We start from the raw sequence: 25,066 nt of genomic DNA, 5'->3' as shown, positions 1-25,066 counted from the left end.
CCGTCAGGCACCTTATGACGGACACTTTTCTCAGTTTTTGACTCCGATTTGTCCGTCAGGCACCTTATGACGGACACTTTTCTCGGTTTTTGACTCCGATTTGTCCGTCAGGCACCTTATGACGGACACTTTTCCCGGTTTTTGCCTCCGGTTTGTCCGTCAGGCACCTTGTGACGGACACTTTTCCCGGATTTTGACTCCGATTTGTCCGTCAGGCACCTTATGACGGACACTTTTCTCGGTTTTTGACTCCGATTTGTCCGTCAGGCACCTTATGACGGACACTTTTCTCGGTTTTTGACTCCGGTTTGTCCGTTAGAGCCCTTCTATCGGTCACTTTTTTCGGTTTCTTCCCCCGATTTGTCCGTTAGAGCCTTTCTATCGGACACTTTTCCAGGTTTCTGCCCCCGATTTGTCCGTTAGAGACCTTCTATCCTCAACAAGGCTTAAAAGTAAACCGGCTCTGGGTTGTCGACGACTGCGTAGCCGCCGATTTTGGCGACTTCAGCCTTGAATGCTTCGGATTGGATTACTGACCTTAACCAGATACCCTTTTCGCTTTCATAAAATGCCTTTGACATTAGTAAATCGTAATTTTCGTCAGCTACCGGGATGAAATCCAAAGACATTGCGCGTGCGGCCGGGAAGATTCCAAGACCTGCTGCGTTATCATTTCCTTTCACTTCCGCAGCGACGCTCAGGTGCGAGAACATTTCACGGTCATAGCCGTTCACATCGTCTGGGTTCAGGCCCGCTTCCGTTAACATTAAATCAAACAAGATGCGAGTGCCGGCGCCCTTCTGCCTGTTGGCATAATCTGCGCCTTTCAAAGCTATGTCACTGACGCTCTCAATTCCAAGCGGATTGCCTTTTGGCAGCATCCAGCCCTGGGTTCTTTTTAAAAATGGATAAAGAATTGCGTTTTGCCCTGCAAGGAATTTCTTTACGTAGGTAACATTATATTCTTTTGTCTCCGGGTCTAGCAAATGAATGCCCGCTACATGGGCTTCCCCTTTTCTGATTGCCAGTAATCCGGCCATGCTGCCAACATGGGAAGATACAATTTTCATGTCAGTTCGCTGTCTTTTGAGCTGGGAGGACAGCAGGTCAATCGTCAGATCATGGCTGCCGCTGAAGACGATTGCGTTCCTGATCTCTTCGACAGGACTGTACAGCTCGACCTCGACGATGTCTCCTTGTTCGTATCCCAGTTCTTCCGGCGGGACGACGAGCAAACCATCCGCACGCACGAGCGACATCGTGACACCCGCTGCGCGTGTCAGCGGATTGGCGACAAATTGTCCATCCACATAGCCGATATTCATTCGGACAAAGTCCTCCGCCCCCATCGTGGAGACGATCCTGCGGTCAAGCTTTACCTTGAGCTTAGGCCTTTCTGGTTCTGGTACACCTAGATATTTACAAACAAGCGGCCTTACAAACCACTCCAGTGCCATGTAGGCGGAAACTGGGTATCCTGGTACACCGACAACTATTTTATCTTTAATTTTTCCGAGTATGACTGGCTTACCCGGCCTTGTTGCGACTCCATGGGTGAAAACAGTGCCAAGCTCCTCTAGAATATGAACGGTATAATCCTTTGAACCAGCTGATGATCCGGCATTGATGACGACTATATCAGATTTCTCCACAGCTTCCAGCAGTGCTTCCCTGATTTTTTCCGGCTCATCCTTCACGATTGGATGCAGATATGGCTGTCCGCCCCAATTTTCTACATAGTTGCTAAAAACCGTTCCATTGAATTCAATGATCCTGCCTGATGCCAGTGAAGAGTCCGCACTGACCAGTTCATTTCCGGTTGGGATGATGGTCACAAGCGGCTTTTTGACGACGGGTACCTCTGTAACCTGCGCCGCAAGGAGTGCCCCGAGGTCAGCAGGACGCAATGGATGTCCCTGTGTGAACAGCATTTCCTCCTGGACGATATCCTCGCCAATCGGACGGATATGCTGCCATGGTGTTGCCGGCTCGATGATTTCAATCGTCTCATCATCGATGACCTGGATGTTTTCCACCATAATCACCGCATTGTATTGAGACGGAATCGCATTCCCGGTGTCAACGTATTCGAACTGCTGACCCATCTTCAAGTGGAGTGGACGCTGTTCATGTGCTTCATAAGTATCCTCGGCATTCACGGCAATCCCGTCCATCGCGGATGCATGGTAAAAAGGCATGGAAACATTGGCGAAGACAGGTTCAGCAGTAATTCGGCCCAGGGCGCCGGCAGCCGGGATCCATTCTTTTTCTTGAGGCAGGTCGAACGCGGTCAGCACTTCATTCCTCGCTTTTTCGCGCGGCTTGTCCTCAAGATAAATTTTTCGGTTATAGCGTATTTTATCCATGATGGTGCCCCCCCTATCTCGTCAAAATGACTGGAACGTATTCGCCTTGAGAAATTCCTTCTTTTTCGGAAACAATTTCAACGATTCCATCGCTTTTTACCAATGTCGTAATCAGGCCTGACTTGCCAATGATCGGCTCAGCCCACCATTCTCCGTGCTTTTCCTCAAGTCTTACCCTGATATAATCAGATCTTCCTGGAGAGGATGCAATATTCTTCACAATCCTGGCGAAAATCCGCTCAGGCTTATGCTCGATCTTTTCACCCTTCAGCCTTCTGAAAACTCGTTCGCCAAACAGCTTGAAGATGATCATTGCGGATGCTGGATGGCCCGGCAGTCCGATGACCGGCTTTCCATCTGCAACAGCGAGAATGGTAGGTTTCCCGGGCTTGATTGAAATGCCATGGACAAAAACGCCTGGGTCTCCAAGTGACTGGATGACCTCGGTTGTGTAATCCTTTGTTCCAACAGAGCTTCCTCCTGATAAAATCAAGCAGTCAGCCTGTTCATACAATTCGCGGGCTTTTTGGGCGAATTCCTGGTAATCATCGCGGGTGATTCCCCCCGTATATAAGTTCGATATCCCACTCATTGACCAATCCCTTGACGGTTAAGTAATTGATATCTCGAATCTGGCCAGTTTCAAGTGTTTTCGTTTCAAAAGGAACGATTTCGTCCCCTGAAGAAAGGTATGCAGCCTTCAGCTTACGGTAGACTTTAACATCGGAAACACCAAGTGCTGCCAGTGCTCCAAGCTCCTGCGGGCCGCAATTTTGTCCCATGTGTTAACAGCACTTCGCCTTGTTTGATGTCCTCGCCGGCACGGATGACATTCTCGCCTGGTGCAATTTGCTTGTACGTATTCAACAGCCCGCCGATTTCCTCGCAATGCTCGATCATCAGCACGCTGTCACTTCCTGGTGGCAGCATTCCGCCTGTCGGTACGTATATTGCCTCGCCCCTGCCTACTGGCTTGACCGCTTCTTCTCCCATATGGACCTCGCCGGCGACATTCAGGAAGCCTGGCATCGATTCAGATGAACCGTATGTGTCACGGGCGATGACGGCATAGCCATCGACGGTCGACCGGTCAAAACCAGGTACATTCTCACCTGCAGTGACATCCTCTGCAAGGATGTAGTGAAGCGCCTCATCAAGAGGACGGATTTCAGTATCCGTGATCTTGCCAATTTTCTCATGTATTAATGCAAAGGTCTCCTCAACACTTTTCACTTTGAAAAATTGCATGCTGACTTACTTCCTTTCTAGCACCTGAAAACTATTCTCCGGACTCCGCCCATTTCTTTGCATCTTCGTATTCCACGGGATGGTTCATATTGAAAAATACCCGATCCAGGCTGCCTTCGAAATAGAGCTGCAGATCTGCGTCCTCGAGAAAGCGGACATTCAGTTTTCCAAGCATATGCCTGATCCTCAAATTCCCGTCTTCTATGCATTCCTTAGCTTCTCTTGCTACCCGTTTTTGATAGGGTAGCGGCCGCAAAAAGCGGATGCTGTCTGCCTTCACTGACAGGTACGACTGCATCGTGGTGCTTAAGCGCTTTTACAAGATTTGAAGCTAGCTCTGAGGATACAAATGGCATGTCACAGGCTACGACGAAGTTTTCCTCATAGTCTGATGCTTCGAGTCCCGCATGGATTCCCGCGAGTGGACCAGAACCCGGATACTGGTCTGTTACCATTTTAATATTTAAAAACTGATAGGTTTCAGGATCATTCGTTACTAGAATTATATCATCAAATACGTGCTGTAACTCATCCTTAATTCTCTCAATATTCGTTTTTTCATGAAATTTCAGTAGGGCCTTATTCGTTCCCATTCTGCTAGATTTGCCGCCTGATAAAATGATCGCTCCGGCTTTCATCCCACAGCACCTTCTTTTAGTTTGTCTGTTTGGTTTCCCCAGCGGATTTATATCCATGCTCCTGGGCAACAAAGTCCAGGTGGATTGTGTTCAGGTCTAGCATTGCTGGTGTTGGCTTTACGATATATTGTCTTGTATCGATGACTTTTGTATACCCTTTGCATTCATCACAAATCTGGATTTGTGCCGCAGATTCTCCTTCGATTGTAAGGATTTTCACTGTTTCATGATCGTTATTTCCGCAGTGTGAGCAGGCTACGCGACGGTCATTCCAGTGAGCTGAACAACGCGGGCAGTGCAATACTTTCTTCCCTTCTCCTTCAAGCTGTGCAAGGCGTACAGGTTCGCCGCACACAGGGCATCCGGCACCATGCACACCGTGATGAATTTCATCCTGAACCTTAGCAGCAGTCATCTGCAGATATGGACGAAGAACTGTCTCTGCCACGAATTGCGGAATCCAGCCATCCAGATCATTTTCCTCTGCGAAACTCTTAAAATATATATAATTAAAAGCAAATGCTTCATCGATCCACCTCTTTGCTGTTTCTTCATCCAAAAGATTTTTTACAGATTGCATCGAGGTTTCTATCTCTGGTTGATACTTCGATAAAAGTTCTCCTATATCCTCTATCCACTGTAAGAATAGGGAAATATCAAAGTCAATAGCCGCTAAAGCATTGACAGGAACTCCCGCCTCCATTGCCGACTTATCAAGGTTTGGCCGGACACAGTCAGGATTCAGTGAAGTCTTCCATTGCTCCTGCAACTCTATAATATCCTTCTGCAATTTCTGATACTCTTTTGAGACAACGGACTTTTTCATTGCTGCAGCCCCTCTTTCATTCTAATTTCATAAATTTTGAAGGGAATGGAGCCCGGTCAAGGCTGCCATTCCCTCTATTAATGTTTTACGCGCCTTTTTTCTTGTTCTTGTTTTTATCAAGGTCAGGGAAGTTGCCCTTCTCGACTTCTTCTTCATACCATTCTGTATAGTGATCCTTTGCCCACTCAGCCGGAACGTCACCTGTGATGACGCCAGTGTATCCTGGTCTAGAGTTTTTGTGGATGACACTCAGGTAGATATGGCCGACTACTACCGCAATTGCCAGGCCGAAGCCGACATTATGTGCTACATATGCCCATTGGACAACTGCTTTCGGGAACAAGTCCGGGAACCACATAGGGAAACCCGAACCAATGATCAGGATTGCAGTAGCGATCTGGATGAGTGAGTTTATTTTTTCACCGGCGTTGAAGAATGTTTGTTTTACATGCTTGAACTTGAAGCCAAATAGTTCTTTAACGAACTCAGTGAAAAACTGGATATCTCTCTTCTTCCAGGTAACAAGCTCTTTTCCCCAGCGCAGGAAACCTTTAGGATCCATGATCAGCCAGATGAAAGTCGGCGTTACGAAGGCAATCGCGAAAATCCTGTGGAGCAGGCGCGCTCCTTCTGGTCCTCCCAATACTGGATAAAGCCAGTCAAACCACTCTGTATACATTGGCAGGGCCGTGATATATAGTGCAAAGAATGAAATGGCGTTCACAGCATGCGCGATTACGAAGCCCATGGAGAATCGCTTTACCTTCACACCTGAATACTGCGTATTACTCATGGCTGCCACCTCCATCCTCTTCATGGCCTTTTCCTTCTTTATTGAATAACTTATTTGACACGAAAGCACCTACAAGCGCCATGCTTGTTGCTCCAAGCATCATTTTACCGATTGGCTGTGCGTAGTCCTTCCAGACCACAGCAGATGTTGGAACCTTTGGTTTTTCAGGAAGTCCATAGACAGAAGGTTTTTCAGCAAGTACGTAAATCGTGTGCGTGCCGCCGACTCCTTCTGGGTTGTAAATCATTGCATTCGGATACTTATCCTTGATTTCGCTCAAGCGCTTTTTAGCCTTCTTGAGCATTTCTTCTTGTGTGCCGAATTCCATAGCGTCTGTGTGGCAGGTAGTGACACAAGCAGGCTGCATGCCTTCTTCAAGACGATCGACGCACATTGTGCATTTCTGAGCCTTTTTGTACTCCTTGCCGTTCTTGTCTTTATATGTTGCCAGCTGAACAACATCAAATGGACAGTTCTGAACGCAGTAACCGCAGCCTACGCATTTATCACTATCAACATTTACAGATCCGAAATCAGTATAGTGCATGGCTTCCTCTGGGCAAACCTTTACGCAAGCCGCATCTGTGCAATGGAAGCAGGATGAATGGCGGAAAAGGTAATCCAGATTGCCTTTAGAGTCTTCGTGTTCAATGAATGACAGCACGTTCCAAGTGTTTGCTGTTACATTTGCGTGGGATTGGACACTTCCCTGGAACTCCTCCGGCTCAGCCGGGAGGTCGTTCCAGTTTTTACAGGCGACCATACATGCACGGCAGCCGTCACACTTGGTCACATCGACGTATTTAATATATTCTGCCATTAGTCAGCCCTCCTTATATCACAGAGGAATGCCTTATATTCAGGGATCGTCGTGTTTGCATCCCCGATATGAGGTGTTAAGCGGTTTGCTGTGTCCCCTGTTGCGTATCCTTTATAGCCAAAGTGCCAAGGCATGCCGACCTGGTGAACCTTCTTGCCGTTCATCATGTGAGGCTTGAATCGTTTTGTCACCATTGCATAGGCTTTGATATCGCCACGGGCAGAGCTGACAATGATCTTATCTTTGTTCTTGATTCCTTTTTCCTTCGCTAATTCTTCACTCATTTCAATATACATATGGCCTGCCAGTTCGGACAGCCATTCCTGGTTACGTGTCATTGTACCGGACTGCCAGTGCTCAGATACCCTGTAAGTTGTACCGACAATCGGATACTTCTTGCTGTCACCCTTCAGATTGAAATCGCCTTCGATAATAGCAATAGCTGGGTTGATTTCCTGGCTGGAGAAGGCATTTTTCACTGGGCTTTCATATGGCTCATAATGTTCTGGGAACGGTCCATCATTCAGTGTTGGGGCATAAACTCCTGCCACCCCGCCGTTGATCATGATGAAAGGATTCGTTCCGCCTGGGTCAGCTGGTGCAACTGTTGGCTTGAAGTCAGGGATGTCATTTCCGACCCATTTCTTCTGGATTCCGTCCCACCAGATGACCGCTTTCTTGTCGCTCCACGGCTTTCCGCTTGGATCAGCAGAGGCACGATTGTAAAGAATTCGGCGGTTTGCAGGCCATGCAAATGCCCAGTTCAGGAAGTTGCCGCCGCCAGTATCCTTATTATCGCGGTTTTTAGCGCGGTTCTTGCCTTCCTCTGGATAAAAGCCGGAATAGATCCAGTTGCCAGAGCTTGTTGTACCGTCATCCTTAAGGTCACCAAAGGTTTTTAAAAGTTTGCCAGTTTTCAGGTCATAGCCGTTAATTTCCTTGGCCACAAGGTCGATATCAGGATGGTGCCCTTCACCATAGTTCCAATACAGGGCATTGATTGGCTTAGCTGCAGCTGAACTTTCATTCTTGTAAAGGCCTTTGATATTCTTGACAAGCATATGGATGATTTCCAAATCTGCGAGAGATTCTCCTTTTGGATCAATCGCCTTCCAGCGATACTGCATCCAGCGGGAAGAGTTAGATACACTGCCTTCTTTTTCATAGGAGCCTGCGGCCGGAAGAAGGAATACTTCTGTGTCGATCTTCGATGGGTCACTGCCAGCTTCCTCTTGCCAGAAAGCAGAAGTTTCTGTCTCCCATAGGTCCACTGCAACCATCCATTTTAGCTTGGACAGCGCTTCTTTTTCCTTGCCTGCATTCGGGCCGCCGACTACAGGGTTTGTTCCAAACAAGAACGCCCCTTCCAGTTCGCCTTTATACATAGCGTTGAACAAGTTGATATGTGAGTAGTTCTTGTTTCCTTTTGGAAGGTACTGATAACCGAATTCGTTACCTTTTGTTGCATTCGGCCCCATACCAGGCCTTCAGCAAGCTGACCAGAAACTTTGGTTTGTTGCTCCAGTAGCCGCCGGAAGGTGTTTCTTTCGTCTTATAGCCTTCTAAAGTCGCATGCTCAGGTATTGCTGTTGGTGTTCCAACATACCCTGGAAGCAGGTGATATAGAAGCGCAAAGTCAGTGGAACCCTGTACATTGGACTCGCCGCGCATTGCGTTGATTCCGCCGCCAGGCAAGCCGATGTTGCCAAGCAGCAACTGGATGATTCCAAAGGCACGGACGTTTTGTGTTCCAACAGTATGCTGAGTTGTACCCATTGCATACATGATCGTACCGGATTTTCCTATCTTGCTAGTTGAACAGAAAGTTTCACAAACCTTCAGGTAGTCTTCTTTAGGTGTTCCGGTTACGGCAATGACTGAGTCAACATCATAGCGTGAGTAATGTTTTCTCATTAATTGGAATACAGAACGAGGATGTGTAAGGGTCTTGTCCTTTTTCGGATTCCCTTCTTCGTCTGTTTCAAAAGCCCATTTTGTCTTATCATACTTGCGGGTTGCTTCATCATACCCGCTGAATAATCCATCATTGAACTCAAAGTCTTTCTTTACAATGAAAGACGCATTTGTATATTCAGCAACATACTCTCTGTGGATCAAATTATTCTCTAACGCATAGTTGATCATTCCGCCCATGAAGGCAATATCCGTTCCTGAACGAAGGGAAGCATAGACGTCAGCCTTTGACGATGTCCTCGTGAAACGAGGGTCGACAGAGACGATTTTGCCGCCTTTTTCTTTCGCTTTTGTTAACCATCTAAAAGAAATTGGATGATTCTCGGCAGGATTTCCGCCCATGATCAATGCACAATCGGTATTTTGCAGATCGCTCCAATGGTTTGTCATTGCTCCACGCCCTACTGTAGGTGCCAGACCGGCAACCGTAGAACTGTGTCATATTCGTGCCTGGTGTTCGAGATAGACGACGCCAAGCCCTCTCATCATCTTTGCAAGCAGATATGTCTCTTCATTATCAAGAGCTGCTCCACCTAAGCTCGCGATGGCTTCGGTTTTATTGACAAACATGCCATTTTCTTTTTCAATGAATGATTTGTCGCGTGTTTCCTTCGTGCGTTTTGCAATTGTTTCATACATCCAGTCCCAGCTTTTCTCTTCCCATTTCTTACTGCCAGGAGCACGATATAATGGCTTCGTTAAGCGCTTTTCGGATGTGTAGACTTGTCTGATCGTTGTACCTTTACTGCAAAGTGTACCTTCGTTGACTGGGCTATCCGGATCCCCTTCCGTATAAACCACAGTATTATCTTTTGTGTGTACCAAAATGCCGCATCCTACACCGCAAAATGCGCAAATGGTTGGTGTTACAGTAGCTTTGGCAATCTTGAGTTCTTTCGTTTGTGCATGGACCTCTTTCTCGTTAAAGCCCAACTCGACAACCGCCAGGGTCGCCGCAGTGGCACCTGACAGCTTCAAGAACTGCCTGCGATTCAGGTTGATTTCAACCATCTCTCTCTCTCCTTCCCAATAGTTGCTTAGAACATCCCTAATCCCAAGGTGGTGTCAATTCAGTACTTGCTGGGCTTCCCCCCTTTCCAGAAAAGCGGAAGCGCCTTGGTCAGCCCCGACAAGCGCTGGAGGGCTGACCGGTGAAGTCGTTCTTTGACTTCATCGGGCTGACCGAAGCGACTCGAGGGGCTAGGCGCTGGAGCTGGACAACTCTCGATGTGAGAACTATTTTCCGCAGCCGGCGTGTTTAAATCATCATTTATCCTTTTGGCAGATGTATAGACCGTCGCCATTTTCCCCCGCAAATAGCCAACGACTTCAATGTTCAGAAATCGGGCTAACTGGATGGCCTGCTTGGTAGCCGCAGTTCGTGAGCCAATGACGGCAAAACCAAATTTCGCAGCTTTTGACAGCATTTCATATGAAACCCTGCCGGTCGTCAAAAGGACGAGCCGGTCAGGATGCAAACGCTTTCTAATTGCGTGTCCGATAATTTTATCGACAGCATTATGCCTGCCGATATCCTCCCTGACCTCGATGCTGCCATCCTCAAGGATGATGCAGGCGCCATGCATGCCGCCTGTTTCCAGGTATAACGGCGAATTCTGCGCGAATTCCGCGCGTTTTTTTAACAAATAGGTCAACGAATAGGTCACATCGGAATTCACTTTATTGAATTTCTTGACATCCGTCATCGAAAAGAAAGTCACTCCCCGGCCGCAGCCGGCTGTATAATGCTTCTTTTTTGAATACATTTGCTCAGGATCAAAAGAGTTACATAATGCCACATTCAATGTACCGGTCTTCTCGCTAAATTGGACACTGACAACATCCTCCGGTCCGTCAATCAATCCTTCTGAAAAAAGGTAGCCATATACCCAGTCTTCCAAATCCTGATTTGTCAGCTGGAATACCGCAATCTCATATCCATTCAGCTTCAAGCTGATCGGATATTCTTCAGGACAGCCTTTTTTGATCATGTTCTTCACCCCTTTTCTGGTACTTCATCACCGGGCTCCGCTGCTATTATCGACATCTTTCCGGTCATCAATGGTGTGGTGGAATTGAAAGACGGCTATTCATCTTGCAAGCTGCAAAAACGCTATATTCGGCTCCAATCACTCGCCATATATTAAAAACAATCCACTTCTCAAAAAAGAAAATACCCCCATACCCTTAATGTAATGGAAATTTCATGGTTGTAACCGTTTCAATTGTTACAATAATATAGATGAAAATTGACTAATTATTTACAAATACTTAAATTGAGATTTTACATTTACGAAAAATCTCTGGTGGTCCAATTTTCACATTACCCATCCTAAATGAATTTAATTTTTCGCTCAGTAACTTTCATCACGTCAAAACCCCAATGCCACAAAATTGTCAAAAGTTAAATTTATCCATAAAACCATCACTCAAATCAATTCATTGTCTAAATCTATAGAATTGGTATAATCATAAGAAAGTGATGAAGGTGACATGCTTTATGCTGATAAGGCAGTTGCCATTTTTAAAACGGAGGTAGTATAGATGAGTTTGAAAAAGGTGTTAACAATCGCAGGTTCAGATACAAGCGGCGGCGCTGGCATCCAGGCTGACCTTAAAACCTTTCAGGAGTTAGGCGTATATGGAATGACTGCCTTAACTACGATCGTGACGATGGATCCTAAAAACCACTGGCACCATGAGGTATTCCCACAGCCAGTTGACCTCGTCGAAAAGCAGCTTGAAACGGTTCTTTCCGTTGGAATAGATGCAATGAAGACAGGTATGCTCGGAACAGTTGAGATCATCGAGCTGTCTGCACGCAAAATTGATGAGCATAAATTGGACAGAGTGGTCATCGACCCTGTAATGGTATGTAAGGGCGAAGACGAAGTCCTTATGCCTGAAAACACAGATGCTATGAGAGAATTGCTGCTGCCAAGGGCAACAGTCGTCACGCCGAACCTGTTCGAAGCATGGCAGCTGGCACAAACCGGACCAATCCGCACAATCGATGATATGAAAGAAGCAGCAGTGAAAATCCATGACCTAGGCGCTAAAAACGTCATGATCAAGGGCGGAAACAAGCTGAACCACGAAAAAGCTGTAGACCTGCTATATGATGGAAAAGACTTCACTCTTTTCGAATCTGAAAAAGTTGAAACAAGCTTCACGCACGGCGCAGGATGCACATTCGCATCCGCGATCACTGCACAGCTGGCTAAAGGCAAAACAGTCCCTGAAGCATTAGAAGTGGCTAAAGGCTTCATCACCGAAGCCATCAAGCACGGCTTCAGACTGAACGAATACGTAGGCCCAACCGCACACCTGGCATACAACAAATACGCAGGCGGCAACCGCGGCGAATAAATGAAAAACAAAAAGGATGGCGGCAGCCATCCTTTTTGTTTTTCATTTATTTATATCTTTCGATTAATCCGAAGCACCCGATCTGCCATATAACTATGAAAGAACCATTCTCCAGAAGCGATCAATACTGACGCAAAAAGTGCTGCAAAAACAATGCCATCCGTCTGCTCGAACAACATTAATCCAAGACCCCATATCACGAAAAAAGAAAGCGCTAGATCAGATAGAGAAGCGGTAAGATTGCTAGTTTTCGGGAGAATGAACAAGTCACCGGCGAGATAAGAGATCGCCCCAAGTACGAGAGTGATGACAAGAATATCGCCTAACCCTGCAAAACTCCCCAATAATAGTAGAAGAACAGCAAATGTCATGATGCTTTTAATCAATAATGCCTTTGCGTGATTCATAGGCTCCCTCCTTTTCCAACACTATTACCATTAACCTTCATGATTAAACACTATATGTAAAATCATTATTGATGTTACTTCTAAAACTAGAGGGTATGTTTATTCATTCTTTCGAGCGTACATTTCGCTTTCAGAAGGATTTTTTAGTAATATAGAAATAATCGATTTTTAACATAGAAGGCTGTTGATTCGGCTATTATAAAATGAAAAACTTCTAAGCCCGGGAAGGAGGAACAAGGATGGATCCGGTGATTTTATCAGAAGTCCAGAAAGCCCTGGACCGTTTTAAAGACAAAGAAGTCTATGTCCATTTAGAAACAACAAATGGAGCTTATGCATCCCACAATAACGAGTCATTCTTCTCATCAGGCGCGTATATTCGCAATGCGAAGGTAACCTATGAACGCGCGAAGATTACTGGTGAAGGCCCTTTTCGGACAGGTTTGAAAATACCTTTTGGCTGGGTGTATGCTGAGGGAATCACACACTTCGAAATTGACGATAAAGGAAGACTGTTGCTTGCCGGTCATGATTTTAACGGAAAGCTTGCCGTCGCCCTTGAAATAAGCGAAACACCGTTCGAATAAGTTATTTGGACTTGGCTGAAAGGAGAGATTTTTCACGATGGAAAAAGAAAGGCATGTACTTGTCGTTTTCCCTCATCCTGATGATGAGGCATTCGGTGTTTCCGGAACAATCGCCTCCCATGTTAACATGGGAACGCCTGTCACATATGCCTGTTTGACACTTGGACAGATGGGACGGAATATGGGGAATCCGCCGTTCGCAAACCGGGAAACCCTCCCTGCAATACGTAAAAAGGAATTAAAGGACGCCGCTCGCGCGATGGGAATCAATGATTTGCGCATGCTCGGTTTCCGTGACAAGACAGTCGAATTTGAGGATGAGAACATGCTGAGCAATCTCATGTCATCATTGATCACAGAATTGAACCCTTCGCTCGTCATCACCTTCTATCCTGGCTACTCTGTCCACCCGGATCATGAGGCAACCGGTGCGGCGGTAGTGCGAGCAGTTGAAAAAATTCCCGAGGCAGACAGGCCGAAGCTTCATTGCGTGGCATTCTCACGAAACTGTGTCGAAGAGCTTGGCGAGCCAGATATCGTTTATGATATAAGTGCTGTTGCAGACATCAAGCTTGATGCAATCCGTGCACACCGCTCCCAGACTGAGCTGATGCTTGAAGAAATGGCTGTTAAACTGAAGGAAAAGGATCCAAAAACGTTGGCGTGGATCAACAATGAACGATTCTGGACCTATAAATTTTCTTAATCAATCCACCTTTTGAGGTGGATTTTTTATTTTCTTTCATATACCCCTTCAATCATCAAACCTTTCACAAAAACAACTTCATTTTCCGATTCACCCTTGATACTCCAAACAGACTCTTTAAATCCAAAAAACTTGCTATTATCTGTTTTACCAATCAGCTTTTCGATTTCAAAGTTTCTTTCACCATTTAAATAAAATTTCTTATAGGTTTCATACCCAGTGTAATATTCTTTATTTTTATAAACCAAGGTTCCAGCAGCTTTAGTTGTGTAAACTTCTAAATTTGCATCATAGATAAAAAGGACGCTAACCAATAGTAGTGGAGCTATGGTCATTATCCACCACTTTTTCTTTTTTACCACAAACCATCACTTCCTGCACTTTTGTTTTTTGATCAGTAATACATTATGAAACTAATTCCGCAAAACCAGTAAAAAACCTTTTTTAACCTAGTTTTTTTAATACCCCTCTCTTAAATTTCCAAGCTCTTCATACAACCGTAATGGACCTTCAATTTCAATCACTTCAAAAAATGGACACATCCTGTTCATATACATTTCACAATTCCGTTATTGCAATGTGAACTGCATCACACTTTCTACACCTTGTTCCAAGGTACGATGTTAGTGAAATTCATTCATTAAAGGGGGTAATGAAATCCATGCAAAAAGCTTTAATCAGTTTTATCATTAGCGCTCTGATTGGTCTTGGACTCGGTTACATTGCATTCGATGTCGTCGGCGGAAGCAACGGAGATACTGAAAACGCTTCCAAAGAAACAGACACTTCTAAACCGCAGAGTGACAACAAACAAGAGGAGAAGGATGACCAGCCTGCTGCTGAAACAGTTTCCGCAGATGATAACATTTTAACATCCAAGGGCTGCCTTAGCTGCCATTCTGTATCTTCATTAAATCTCACTGGCGGTGCAACTGGCCCAGATTTATCAAAGGCATTCGAGAATGTTGAAGGAAAGCATGGCAAGCCAATTCATCAGTTCTTAAAAGCCTACCTCAGCAGTCATGTCAGGGGTAATTGGCGGCAATCCACTTTCTGAACAAGAAATTTCAGAAGTAGTAAAACTTCTTGAGGAAGCCTCAAAAAAATAAACAAGGTGGTGCAAAGCAGATGAAAAAATGGATTCCAATCGCCTCGGGACTCGCTACCGGGCTCCTTGCTGCAACGGTTTTCTTTGCTGATTTTTCTCCTGGTGACCGAAATGAAGCAATAGCGGAAAGCAGCAAAAACAAAACAAATGCGGAAAAAGTATATGTACCTTTTGGTGAAAAGGATGAGTACTACTTATTCGCTTCGGGCGGACACTCAGGACAGATGTTCATTTATGGTGTCCCTTCCATGAGGCATATCAGGACCGTACCGGTATTCAGCCCGGATTCGGCAACAGGATATGGCTTTGATAAACACTCAAAAGAAATGATGGGCGGCTTTACCTGGGGCGATCTCCATCACCCGGCATTTTCAGAGACCAATGGTGATTATGACGGTAAATACATGTTTGCTACCGATGTCGGCAACAGCCGGGCGGCAGTCATGAACCTTGAAACATTCACTGTCAAGGACATCATTGATGTACCAAATACGAGCGGTCCGCACTGTGCAGCATTCGTTACAGAAAACACTGAATATATGTTCCTGCCAACACGTTTCGCAGTGCCGATTGGAAGAGAGTATGCACCGCTTGACGACTATAGTGAAAAGTACCGCGGCGTCATGTCAGCAGTTACCTTTGACGAGAAAAAGGAAAAATTGAATATTGCCTACCAGGTTGCCCTTCCACCATGGTCCTATGACCTATCTGATGCAGGGAAAAAAGTCTCCAAGGATTGGGCAGTCATGACTACCTATAACACAGAAGAGGCAACGACAAACCTTGAATTCAACGCTTCCCAGGCTGACCGCGACTTTATCGTCCTTTTCAACTGGAAAGAGCTTGAGCAAATGGTCAAGGACGGAAAGTATGACGAAGTAACTGGCCAGAAGATGATCTTCCCTGAAAAGCATAAAGGCGGCATGTACCTGGTGCCTGTAGCCAAATCGCCGCACGGTGTCGATGTCACTCCAGATGGAAAGCACTTTATTGCTTCTGGTAAATTGGCACCAACAATGACTGTATTCTCTTTTGAAAAAGCATTCAAAGCGATTGAAAACAAAGAATTCGCCGGCGAGCGAAATGGGATTCCAATCATTAAGTATGAATCAGTTATGGAGAAAGAAGTGAACCCAGAAAATGCGCTGGGACCGCTTCATACTCAATTCGATGATCAAGGCATGGCTTATACAACCATGTTCATCTCATCTGAAATCGTGAAATGGGATCCGAAGACTGGTGAAACTTTGGACCGGGTGCCTGTACAGTACTCTCCTGGACATTCTGTTGCAGCTGAGGGAGATACAGTCGCACCTGACGGAAAATACCTCATTGCATTGAACAAAATTGCAAAAGACAGCTATCTATCTGTGGGTCCTTCCCACCCTGAATCCATGCAGCTGATCGACCTGCGCGGCGACAAAATGGAAGTCATCCAGTCTGCCCCGGTCAACCCAGAACCGCACTACGCACAAATGATCAAGGCAGATAAAATCAAAACGATTACCGTTTACCCTAAGGATGAAAAGAACCCTGATGCCGTTTACAGCCAGGAAGAAACCCGCATCGAAAGGAAAGGCAACGAAGTTCATGTCTACGGAATTGCCATGCGTTCAAAATTCATTTTTGACGCAAAAGCGGAACGACCTGACCAAATTGAAGTCAAAAAAGGAGATAAAGTCTTTATTCACCTAACCAATATCGACTTTGACCAGGACATTACCCACGGCTTTGCCATCAATGGCTACGATTTGAATATTGAAGTACAGCCTGGACAGACGAATACAGTGGAATTCACCGCAGATAAAGCAGGGACATACCCGATTTACTGTACGAACTTCTGCTCAGCACTGCACCAGGAAATGACCGGTTACTTCCTGGTAAAACCGTAATTCCATTGCAAAACTGGTGAAGGGTATCAGCCTCTAAAGTTGATACCCTCACACCTTTTAATTCTTTTCAACAGAAAGGCGTGATTCCCTTGGCTGGAAAAAAACTCTCGATCCTTTCTTCTGGATTGATCGCAGCAGCTGCTGCATTGATTGCAGCTTCCTTATTTTTTCCGTGGTGGGGTATGGAGTTTTTTGCTCCTCAATATCCAGAAGGCTTGAATATCATTGTCTATCCAGACAAACTGGAGGGCGAAATCGATATCGTCAATGGGCTCAACCACTATATTGGCATGAAAGGCTTCAGCGAAGAAAACTTTCCAGAGCTTACTTACCTTAAATATTTGATTGGCGGATTAGCCTTACTAACCCTGATCACAGCTGTTCTCAGGAGGAAAAAAGTTCTTTATTTCCTGATTGGATTATTTTCAATTGGCGGTTTATTGGGTGTATGGGATCTTCGCCGTTGGCTACACGACTTTGGGACGGATTTAAGCCCCACCGCTCCGATAAAAGTAGATCCATTTGTTCCGCCGATTATTGGTGAGAATACACTCGCGAATTTCATAACAAACAGCTACCTTGGCACTGGTTCTTTTTTAGTATTAGCAGCATTCATCCTGATTCTCATTCCCCTTTGGAAGGATCGTTGATCATGAAAAAAATCCTTTGGCTGCTTTTGCTCCCTATCCGCCATTCCTTTTCCGGAAAAGGGGACGGCAGCACAAAACCTGCAGGCCGTCATTGATTCAGCCAAAGACGGTGAAATCATCCAGCTTGAAAGTACTAGTTACATTGGAAATATAGTGATTGATAAGCCGCTTACCCTAATTGGAAAGAAAGGGACTATCATTGAAGGAGACGGCAAAGGCAATGTCATTTCTGTTCGCGCTTCCGGTGTCACCATTTCAGACCTCAAAGTCACAAATAGCGGAATGGACCGAAACAGCCCGGAAGAATACGCTGCGTTCAAGGTTTATACAGATGGGAATATCATCAGGAATATCGTGATTGACCATTCCTTCCACGGAGTTTATTTAAGCAAAGCACATGACAATACCATTGAAAATGTAAGTGTAAAAGGCCTTGGAAAAGGAGAAATAGCCGCCCAGGGCAATGGCCTGCATGTCTATTATTCAAATGGAAATCTATTAAAAAACAATTTTATTGAAGGCACAAGAGATGGGATGTTTTTCGATTATGCCAATGACAATAAAGCCTTAAACAATAAAATCACGAAAACACGTTACGGTCTGCATTATATGTACTCAGACCGCAACGAATTTAAAAACAACATATTCACCTTTAATACAGGAGGGGCAGCCATCATGCACTCCAACCAGCTAAAGCTGGAAAACAACCAGTTTATCTTTAATTATGGTCACCGCTCTTTCGGACTGCTGGTATTATCAGCTAACGAAAATAACATTGAGAACAACACTTTCTACATGAATCAAAGAGGGTTATATATAGATCAATCTACCGATAATCTGATTCGGTCGAACCATCTCTCTCAAAACCAGATTGGAATCGAGCTATGGGCGAGTTCAAACGAACAGATTTTCACTGGAAATACGATTCAAGAAAACACCATACCAGCTGTCACACTGGGCGGCACCGGCAGGAATGACTGGAGCCTTGAAGGAATCGGCAATGATTGGGGCAGGTCCTTCCCTTTGCTCGATCTCGACCAGGATGGCGTGGGTGACAGTCCGGCAATCTATAAATCCTCACTATATGAACTGATTGAGGATCAGGAACTAGTCTATCTTTTCCTAAAAAGTCCGGCCATTAACATCTATGAAAAACTGAATCAGCTGCTCGATCATGATAAAACAATGTTTGAGGATCAGTATCCTCTGGTGAACAGACGGAAATCAACACCCTACCTGCCTGCAATTATCATCATTGCCGTCTTCGCAACAGCCATCTTCGCAAAAAGGAGAAAACTGCTATGCATTTCATTTGGAAAGAATGGAAGGAAAATATAAGAGGCAAAGGGCTCTGGCTTGCGATCGGTACAATCATATTAGTTTCTGTTCTGCTGCTTGTAAGATCAACTTCTCTTTCCTATGATCAGGGTTTGTATATCTTGCTCATCAACCTGTTCGACACACTGATTTATTTTATCCCGATTCTGTACTTATTCATGGGCGCTTTCTCTATCTTCCAGGAAAAAGAGCAAAAAACACTGGTCATGCTTTTGACCAAACAAGAAAGCTATTGGACATTTCTCGCCAAAAAGAGCTTTGGGATGCACTTAGTGCTTCTTACACCAGTAATCATCTGGTTTTTCTTATTCCTTATTCCTTTAAAAATTTTCTTTAAAGCTGATATTGGAACCTATCTTGTCTTTGTTCTTTCGATCACTGTCCTTATGCTTGTGTTCACGCAAATCGGCGCCCTGGTAGGGAGTATCAGCAGGTCAAGAATGCAGATTGCCGGTATTGCCGTCATCCTCTGGTTCTATTTCTTTTTCTTACATGACTTTGCCCTGTTATCCATCATCCAGGATGTGACCCATGAGAATGTAAAGCTATTCTCGATTGCCTACTTTTTAAATCCAATACAGGCAGTAAGGATGTATCTTGAAACAGGAGTAGGGATTTACTCTTTCGGTCACATGTCACGTCTATTGAAATCATTCATGTGGCTGCAGCCGGGGGCCTTCCTCGGAGCCAGTTTTGTTTTTTGGATGGCCGCTACATTTATCAGTTCTGTGCTGCTGCATCGCAAGGAGGGTTTTGAATGATCAGCGTTTCTGGTTTGACACAATCATATGGAAATGATGAAATCTTGAACAATATCAGCCTTTCTATCGAGAAAAACGAAGTATGTGCCCTCGTAGGCAGGAACGGAGCTGGCAAGTCTACTTTTATCAATAGTTTACTTGGCCTGATTCCCATCAAGAAAGGCGAAATACACGTAAATGGCAAGCCTCGAAAAAGGAATAACCGCTGGAAAAACGAGATTGCCTATTTGCCGGAAAAATTCATGCTATATCCCTCTTTGACAGGTTACGAAAATATCGTGTTCTTTGCACAGGCTGGCAAAGGAAACGCGGATGCGAAAAAAATAAAGCAGATCTTGAATTCCGTGGGACTTTGGGAAGACCGGAACAGGTCCATCAAGGGCTATTCAAAAGGAATGCTCCAGAGACTGGGGCTTGCCATCACTCTTTATCAGGATTCCGACATATTGATTCTGGATGAACCTACAAGCGGAATTGACCCAATGGGCCGCAAGGAGATCCTGGAAGTGCTTCACTCTTTGTCGGGTAAAACCATCCTGCTCTCTTCCCATCATTTAGAGGAAATCAAACAAATCTGTACACATGTAGCTTTTTTAGATAAAGGAAAAATGACGAAATACACAGTTGATGATTTTTTAAGAATTCAGGAATTAGGAGGCATGGAGAAATGAAAAAATTATTCTTTTCACTATTCATATTGCTAGCGACACAGTTAACAGGCTGCAGTCAAGAGCCAGTTTGGAATGTAGAAATCAACAAAGAACCAGTCTTTTCAAACGGGAAAGAGTCAAACTTTGAAATCATGGTGATGGAGGATGGAGCCGCTGTAAAGGACCTCCAGATTTCCGCCGAGTTTGCGATGGCCAGTATGGACCATGGAAGTATTAATGTTGAACTGGAAGAAATATCTGATGGTGTTTATTCTGGAAGTGCCATATTTTCAATGGCAGGAGAATGGGAAGCAGTTTTCACTCTTGAAAAGGACGGATTTAAGCAAGAAAAAGTCATTAACCTTAATGTGAAAAAAGCGGAAGGTGTCGCTTCCCTTAATGGTGAATGGATCACAGATGAAGACCTGGAATTTTACCAGTTCATCAATAAACTTCATATTGAAATCAACCGGGAAACAGACCGAGAAAAATATACCGGAGAAAAGCTGGATGAAGCACTTGCTTATTGGGATAACCAGGAAAAGCTGAATCAGGATAAAAATCAGCTCTTGACGCAAATCATCAGACTAAGGGTCATGGCAATGCTTGGCCAAGAAAAAGGACATAAGGTAACAGATGAGGAAGTGAACGGAGCCATTGAAAAAGTACGTGCTCAATACAGCAGCTCAGACGCAGCAAAAAGACTGATTGCACAATTTGGCGAAGAAAAGTTCTGGAGCATCCAGCAGCAGCAATACGCCCGGATCGTCCTGACACAAAAGGTCCAGAATGATTTAATTGAAAAAATAAAAAAGGAAAATCCCAAAGCAGGAGAACAAGAAGTTCTTTTCACAGCCGAAAAGGAATATGAAGAGTTGTTAGTCAGCCAAGTGAACTCCTTGAAGATTAAGATCATGTAAAGTCCTCTGCCATGAGGACTTTTTTTGATTATTGTCGATTTTCGTTATAATTTATGAGTGATTACTCACTTTACAAAGTGTTTCTTTTCAGTTATTCTTTTAGTGAGTGATTACTCACTTTAAAAAGGATGGTGAAAATCAATGATTGTTTCAACCAAAAATGTAAGTAAACGCTATGGTAAGCATGATGTCTTGAAGAATATTAATTTAGAAATTGAAAGCGGCGAAATATTCGGGTTGCTTGGACCTTCTGGAGCAGGAAAAACGACTCTCGTTCGGCAGCTCGTCGGCCTGGAAATGCCGAGTGAAGGTGAAAATTATCTTTTCGGTGAAAAAATGCCTTCCCTGAAGCTGATTGAAAGGATTGGCTATATGGCCCAATCGGATGCACTTTATACTGAGTTATCTGCGAAAGAAAACCTGGAGTTCTTCGCATCCTTATTTGGTCTTAAGGGAGCTCAGCGGAAAAAGCGTATTTTAGAAGTGATGGAGCTTGTGGATTTATCTCAGCATCTTAATAAGCTGGTAACCAATTATTCTGGTGGCATGAAACGCCGTCTTTCCCTTGCTTCAGCACTGCTGCATGAACCGGATTTGTTGATTCTCGATGAGCCGACTGTCGGCATCGACCCTGTGCTGCGCCAGAGCATCTGGTCGGGTTTTTATCATTTGAAAACACAGGGAAAAACGCTAATTGTCACAACGCATGTCATGGATGAAGCAGAGAAATGCGACAGATTGGGATTGTTACGAGATGGTCGTCTGATCGCGGTGGGAACTCCTGATGAATTGAAGGAACGGACCGGTTCTGCAAGCATCGAGGAAGCATTTTTAGCCTATGGAGGTGTTCAGCATGAGAATTAGAGCTTTGGTGATTAGGATTATCCGGCAATTCCTCAGGGATAAAAGAACACTGGCAATGATGCTTGTTGCCCCCTCTCCTGATCCTGACGATGCTCCACCTTGTTTTTAACGGGGAAAACTATATCCCGAAGATCGGGTTGGTCGATATCCCGGACCCTGTGATGGAGAAACTCGATATCGATGACGCAAAAATAACAGAATATGATTCTCTGAAAGTTGCTAAGGAGGATACATTGAATCATGAAATAGATGGGTATATTGTTTTTGAAGGCCCTATGCTGGATAAAATTGTTCTCGAAGGAAGCGACCCATCTGTGAACGGCGCTGTGATGAAATGGTTCCAGAAGGCAACCAAATCACTGATCCCTGCTAACGGACAAACGGAGTTTACCGTCGATTATCTGCATGGCTCCAGTGAAATGGGCCAGTTTGACTATTTTGGACCGGTATTGCTCGGCTTCTTCGCCTTCTTCTTTGTGTTCCTCATCTCCGGAATTTCTTTTTTACGGGAAAGAACGAGCGGCACGCTTGAAAAACTGCTCTCAAGCCCGCTGCGAAAATGGGAAATTGTCATCGGCTATGTCCTTGGCTTCGGAATCTTCACAATGCTGCAGGCTACGCTGATTGCCTGGTATGCAATTTACGTCCTAGGAATGCTGATGGAAGGTTCATTCATCTATGTGTTGCTGATTACTCTGTTGTTATCGATGACAGCATTGACGCTTGGCACCCTGTTATCGGCGTTTGCCAATAATGAATTCCAGATGATCCAGTTCATCCCGATCATCATCGTACCGCAGTTTTTCTTCTCTGGATTGATCAATCTTGATACGATTTCCGATTGGCTGAGCTGGCTTGGGACAATCACTCCGCTGTATTATGCTGCTGAGGCATTGCGTGATATTATGGTGAGAGGATATGGATGGGATGCCATCTATGGAAATCTATTGATGCTGGCCGGGTTTTCAGCACTGTTCATGTTCCTGAATATTTTGGCATTGCGGAAACACCGGGCAGTTTAACCGCGGTGAAAGGAGCAACTCATGAGTGATCAAGACTTTAAAATTGACGAGCTAATGGACGGAGACGAACTGACTGATAAGCAGAAGAAAATCATCATATCAGCAATCGAATCTTTTGCCGAGAAAGGATATTCCGCTACGTCAACCAGTGAAATCGCCAAAAAGGCAGGCGTCGCTGAAGGTACGATTTTCAGGCATTATAAAACGAAGAAGGATTTGCTGCTGGCAATTGTCGCTCCCGTGATGGCAAAGTTTGTGGCACCTTTTATCATAAAAGATTTGCAGAAGGTCCTTCATCAGGATTACGAGCATTTTGAAGATTTTCTTACTGCCATGCTTTTGAATCGCCGTGATTTCCTTATCAAAAATCTTGCTACAGTTAAAATTCTGGTGCAGGAAATTCCGTTCCATCCTGAATTGAGGGAATTATTTAAGGAACATATTGCATTAAAAGTATATGAACGCTTCGAGAAAATTGTCGAACATTATCAGGCAAAAGGACAAGTCATTGAGATTCCAGCCTATAGCGTCGTGAGAATGACGTTTACATCCGTATTTGGCTATTTGATTGCACGATATATGATCCTTCCCGAAGCAGACTGGGACGATGAAGCAGAAATAGAGGCGACAATTCAATTCATCATGCATGGATTGGCTAAACCAAATAGCAGCAAAGAATAAACCGGGTGTGCGTGCCCGGTTTTTGTTTTGGAAACTGGAAAAAATCGCAGAGAATTTCCAATTCGCTATAAAAATATAGATTTCGCTTTAAAAATCAGATTTTCGCTATATTATTGGATTTTTCGCTATAAAAATCAAGTTTCCGCTATAAAAATCAATTTTTCGCTATAATATTCGATTTTTCGCTATAACCTTCCTGCTAAGGTTCTCGTTTATGGATAAACCCGCCTAGCTTCCAGCTGTTTAGCGCCTTTTTATGCGACTGCTTTAAAAATTTATAAAAAACTAACTAAATTAGCGCAATCGGTCAACTTTTACACGATAAAGTCTGTCATCGCCTTCACCCGGGGTGCCGCGGCCGTCTGTATTGTTGCTGATGAAGTAAAGATACTCCCCATCCACGATGACATCGCGTATTCTCCCTAATCCAGTGACGACTTCCCTTGTTGTTTTCGCGGCAGGATTGAACTCGCGCAACGCATTGCCTCTTAATGTTGCGACATATAACTTCCCTTCATACGCAGCCATTCCCGATGGTGCCCATGTATCACTTCCTGACTGGAAAATCGGCGCTTCCATCCCTTGCTTCGTGTCATCGCCGGTTATCTCCGGCCAGCCATAGTTTTTCCCGGCCTCAATCAGATTGATTTCATCATGCGCGGAGGGTCCGTGTTCACTGGCATAAAGCGCGCCATCCTCCGACCAAGTCAGTCCCTGCGGATTTCGGTGACCATAGCTGTAGACATAGGAGTTTTCAAATGGGTTATCTGCCGGAACAGATCCATCTAGATTCAGGCGCAGGATTTTGCCGCCGAGCGAACTTAAATCCTGGGCAATTTCCGGATTGGTTGCCGCATCACCTGCCGTGGCGTATAGCTTTCCATCCGGTCCGATTTTCAGCCTGCCTCCGTGGTGAAAGCGTCCGCTCGGGATTTTATCAAGTAGCAGCTTGCCTTCCTCCCAATCGCCATTGTTCAAAGTCAGTTCGACAATCCGATTGAACTGTCCGGTGCCATTCTCGTATGTGTAATAGGCAAAGGCCTTGTTGGACTGCTCGAAATCTGGCGCGAGCACAAAGCCAAGAAATCCGGCTTCAGCAGCTTGTGACACTTCCTTTTTAAAAGAAACCTTCTGTCTCTCTGTGTTACTGCCTTCCACTTTTACAATTGAACCCGGGCGTTCGCTCAAGTAAAAGGTAGCGCCGCTTTTATTGATTGACCACGGCACTTCCAGATTTTCTGCGACAACCTCAAGCTGTTCGGCCTGGGCAACCGCTTCTTTGTCTTCTGGTTTTTGTTTCACTTCACCAGCAGGCTTCGTTTCATCACCGCCACCTGAACAGCCTGCAATCATCAGCAGCATTGCCAACATCACATACAAGAATCTTTTCATGACACACGTCCTTTCCTAATATAAAGCCCATTCTAAAATCAGAAGCCTTACTCC

24 protein-coding genes and 2 pseudogenes are annotated in these 25,066 nt (G+C 44.9%); 13 read left to right on the top strand and 13 right to left on the bottom strand.

The features are described from left to right. Positions 1–446: 446 nt before the first annotated feature. The 10 genes and pseudogenes from LC048_RS23700 to fdhD all read right to left on the bottom strand — a co-directional run bounded on the left by LC048_RS23700 (position 447) and on the right by fdhD (position 10,656). Entirely contained in the window at positions 447–2,366 is a 1,920-nt protein-coding gene (locus LC048_RS23700; protein WP_306048948.1) for a molybdopterin biosynthesis protein, read from the bottom strand. 13 nt (positions 2,367–2,379) lie between these two features. Further along, positions 2,380–2,958 (bottom strand): molybdopterin-binding protein, encoded by a 579-nt coding sequence (locus LC048_RS25230; protein ID WP_371931960.1) that lies wholly within the window; start codon positions 2,956–2,958, stop codon positions 2,380–2,382. 125 nt (positions 2,959–3,083) lie between these two features. After that, positions 3,084–3,614, bottom strand: a complete 531-nt coding sequence (locus LC048_RS25225; protein WP_371931959.1) for a MoeA family protein — start codon at positions 3,612–3,614, stop codon at positions 3,084–3,086. Positions 3,615–3,645: 31 nt separating this feature from the next. Further along, positions 3,646–3,789 (bottom strand): hypothetical protein, encoded by a 144-nt coding sequence (locus tag LC048_RS23690; RefSeq protein ID WP_306048946.1) that lies wholly within the window; start codon positions 3,787–3,789, stop codon positions 3,646–3,648. 37 nt (positions 3,790–3,826) lie between these two features. Continuing rightward, positions 3,827–4,252, bottom strand: coding sequence for a molybdenum cofactor guanylyltransferase (mobA, locus tag LC048_RS23685; protein ID WP_306048944.1), 426 nt, complete (start codon positions 4,250–4,252; stop codon positions 3,827–3,829). Between the two features lie 16 nt (positions 4,253–4,268). Beyond that, positions 4,269–5,078, bottom strand: coding sequence for a formate dehydrogenase accessory protein FdhE (locus tag LC048_RS23680; protein WP_226603254.1), 810 nt, complete (start codon positions 5,076–5,078; stop codon positions 4,269–4,271). 85 nt (positions 5,079–5,163) lie between these two features. Then, the gene (locus tag LC048_RS23675; protein WP_226603256.1) at positions 5,164–5,871 is read right to left on the bottom strand and encodes a formate dehydrogenase subunit gamma; all 708 of its coding nucleotides are present in this window, start codon (positions 5,869–5,871) and stop codon (positions 5,164–5,166) included. Continuing rightward, positions 5,864–6,691: a 4Fe-4S dicluster domain-containing protein gene (locus tag LC048_RS23670; RefSeq protein WP_226603257.1), complete on the bottom strand. Its 828-nt coding sequence runs from the start codon at positions 6,689–6,691 to the stop codon at positions 5,864–5,866. Before LC048_RS23670 ends, LC048_RS23675 begins: the two co-directional genes overlap by 8 nt. Then, a pseudogene (fdnG, locus tag LC048_RS23665) lies at positions 6,691–9,667 on the bottom strand (formate dehydrogenase-N subunit alpha). The gene LC048_RS23670 and the pseudogene fdnG overlap by 1 nt, the downstream one beginning before the upstream one ends. A 68-nt stretch (positions 9,668–9,735) precedes the next feature. Beyond that, complete coding sequence (gene fdhD, locus LC048_RS23660) at positions 9,736–10,656, bottom strand: formate dehydrogenase accessory sulfurtransferase FdhD (protein WP_371931958.1); 921 nt, start codon at positions 10,654–10,656, stop codon at positions 9,736–9,738. Between the two features lie 553 nt (positions 10,657–11,209). Between fdhD and pdxK the strand changes: the two genes are divergently transcribed. Then, complete coding sequence (pdxK, locus tag LC048_RS23655) at positions 11,210–12,034, top strand: pyridoxine/pyridoxal/pyridoxamine kinase (RefSeq protein ID WP_226603261.1); 825 nt, start codon at positions 11,210–11,212, stop codon at positions 12,032–12,034. 50 nt (positions 12,035–12,084) lie between these two features. Here the strand turns inward: pdxK and LC048_RS23650 are convergent, their stop codons facing one another. After that, on the bottom strand, positions 12,085–12,441 hold the full coding sequence (locus LC048_RS23650; protein WP_226603262.1) for a DUF2512 family protein: 357 nt from the start codon (positions 12,439–12,441) through the stop codon (positions 12,085–12,087). Between the two features lie 239 nt (positions 12,442–12,680). Here LC048_RS23650 and LC048_RS23645 point away from each other — a divergent pair, with 239 nt between their 5' ends. Both LC048_RS23645 and bshB2 read left to right on the top strand, forming a co-directional pair. Further along, positions 12,681–13,028, top strand: coding sequence for a YojF family protein (locus tag LC048_RS23645; protein WP_226603264.1), 348 nt, complete (start codon positions 12,681–12,683; stop codon positions 13,026–13,028). 37 nt (positions 13,029–13,065) lie between these two features. Continuing rightward, complete coding sequence (gene bshB2 / locus LC048_RS23640; protein ID WP_226603265.1) at positions 13,066–13,734, top strand: bacillithiol biosynthesis deacetylase BshB2; 669 nt, start codon at positions 13,066–13,068, stop codon at positions 13,732–13,734. A gap of 26 nt (positions 13,735–13,760) precedes the next feature. On the opposite strand, the gene LC048_RS23635 is transcribed toward bshB2, so the two are convergent. Further along, positions 13,761–14,096, bottom strand: a complete 336-nt coding sequence (locus LC048_RS23635) for a hypothetical protein (RefSeq protein WP_306048940.1) — start codon at positions 14,094–14,096, stop codon at positions 13,761–13,763. 299 nt (positions 14,097–14,395) lie between these two features. Here LC048_RS23635 and LC048_RS23630 point away from each other — a divergent pair, with 299 nt between their 5' ends. The 10 genes and pseudogenes from LC048_RS23630 (at position 14,396) to LC048_RS23585 (ending at position 23,620) form a co-directional block, all read left to right on the top strand. Continuing rightward, positions 14,396–14,791, top strand: a complete 396-nt coding sequence (locus LC048_RS23630; protein WP_306048938.1) for a cytochrome C — start codon at positions 14,396–14,398, stop codon at positions 14,789–14,791. A gap of 71 nt (positions 14,792–14,862) precedes the next feature. Further along, positions 14,863–16,734, top strand: coding sequence for a Sec-dependent nitrous-oxide reductase (nosZ, locus tag LC048_RS23625; RefSeq protein WP_226603271.1), 1,872 nt, complete (start codon positions 14,863–14,865; stop codon positions 16,732–16,734). An 89-nt stretch (positions 16,735–16,823) separates the two neighbouring features. Then, the gene (locus tag LC048_RS23620) at positions 16,824–17,384 is read left to right on the top strand and encodes a hypothetical protein (RefSeq protein ID WP_226603273.1); all 561 of its coding nucleotides are present in this window, start codon (positions 16,824–16,826) and stop codon (positions 17,382–17,384) included. Positions 17,385–17,426: 42 nt separating this feature from the next. Beyond that, positions 17,427–18,722 (top strand): nitrous oxide reductase family maturation protein NosD, encoded by a 1,296-nt coding sequence (gene nosD, locus LC048_RS23615; protein ID WP_306050595.1) that lies wholly within the window; start codon positions 17,427–17,429, stop codon positions 18,720–18,722. Continuing rightward, on the top strand, positions 18,686–19,483 hold the full coding sequence (locus LC048_RS23610; protein ID WP_226603278.1) for an ABC transporter permease: 798 nt from the start codon (positions 18,686–18,688) through the stop codon (positions 19,481–19,483). The genes nosD and LC048_RS23610 overlap by 37 nt, the downstream gene beginning before the upstream one ends. Then, on the top strand, positions 19,480–20,154 hold the full coding sequence (locus LC048_RS23605) for an ABC transporter ATP-binding protein (protein WP_306048935.1): 675 nt from the start codon (positions 19,480–19,482) through the stop codon (positions 20,152–20,154). Before LC048_RS23610 ends, LC048_RS23605 begins: the two co-directional genes overlap by 4 nt. Further along, positions 20,151–21,053: a FixH family protein gene (locus LC048_RS23600; RefSeq protein ID WP_306048933.1), complete on the top strand. Its 903-nt coding sequence runs from the start codon at positions 20,151–20,153 to the stop codon at positions 21,051–21,053. The genes LC048_RS23605 and LC048_RS23600 overlap by 4 nt, the downstream gene beginning before the upstream one ends. A gap of 141 nt (positions 21,054–21,194) precedes the next feature. Beyond that, positions 21,195–21,917, top strand: coding sequence for an ABC transporter ATP-binding protein (locus LC048_RS23595; protein ID WP_226603291.1), 723 nt, complete (start codon positions 21,195–21,197; stop codon positions 21,915–21,917). After that, positions 21,907–22,939: pseudogene (locus tag LC048_RS23590) on the top strand (ABC transporter permease). Before LC048_RS23595 ends, LC048_RS23590 begins: the two are co-directional and overlap by 11 nt. A 21-nt stretch (positions 22,940–22,960) precedes the next feature. Continuing rightward, positions 22,961–23,620 carry a TetR/AcrR family transcriptional regulator gene (locus LC048_RS23585; RefSeq protein ID WP_226603297.1) on the top strand — a complete coding sequence of 220 codons (660 nt, stop codon included), beginning with the start codon at positions 22,961–22,963 and terminating at the stop codon, positions 23,618–23,620. Between the two features lie 294 nt (positions 23,621–23,914). Here LC048_RS23585 and LC048_RS23580 read toward each other — a convergent pair whose 3' ends face one another. Continuing rightward, complete coding sequence (locus LC048_RS23580) at positions 23,915–25,012, bottom strand: PQQ-dependent sugar dehydrogenase (RefSeq protein ID WP_226603300.1); 1,098 nt, start codon at positions 25,010–25,012, stop codon at positions 23,915–23,917. Between the last annotated feature and the right edge of the window lie 54 nt (positions 25,013–25,066).

Source organism: Mesobacillus subterraneus (assembly GCF_020524355.2).
Classification (GTDB): domain Bacteria; phylum Bacillota; class Bacilli; order Bacillales; family Cytobacillaceae; genus Mesobacillus; species Mesobacillus subterraneus_C.
Note: the sequence above shows the minus strand (reverse complement) of the source record. Positions and strands in the feature narration are given on the sequence as shown.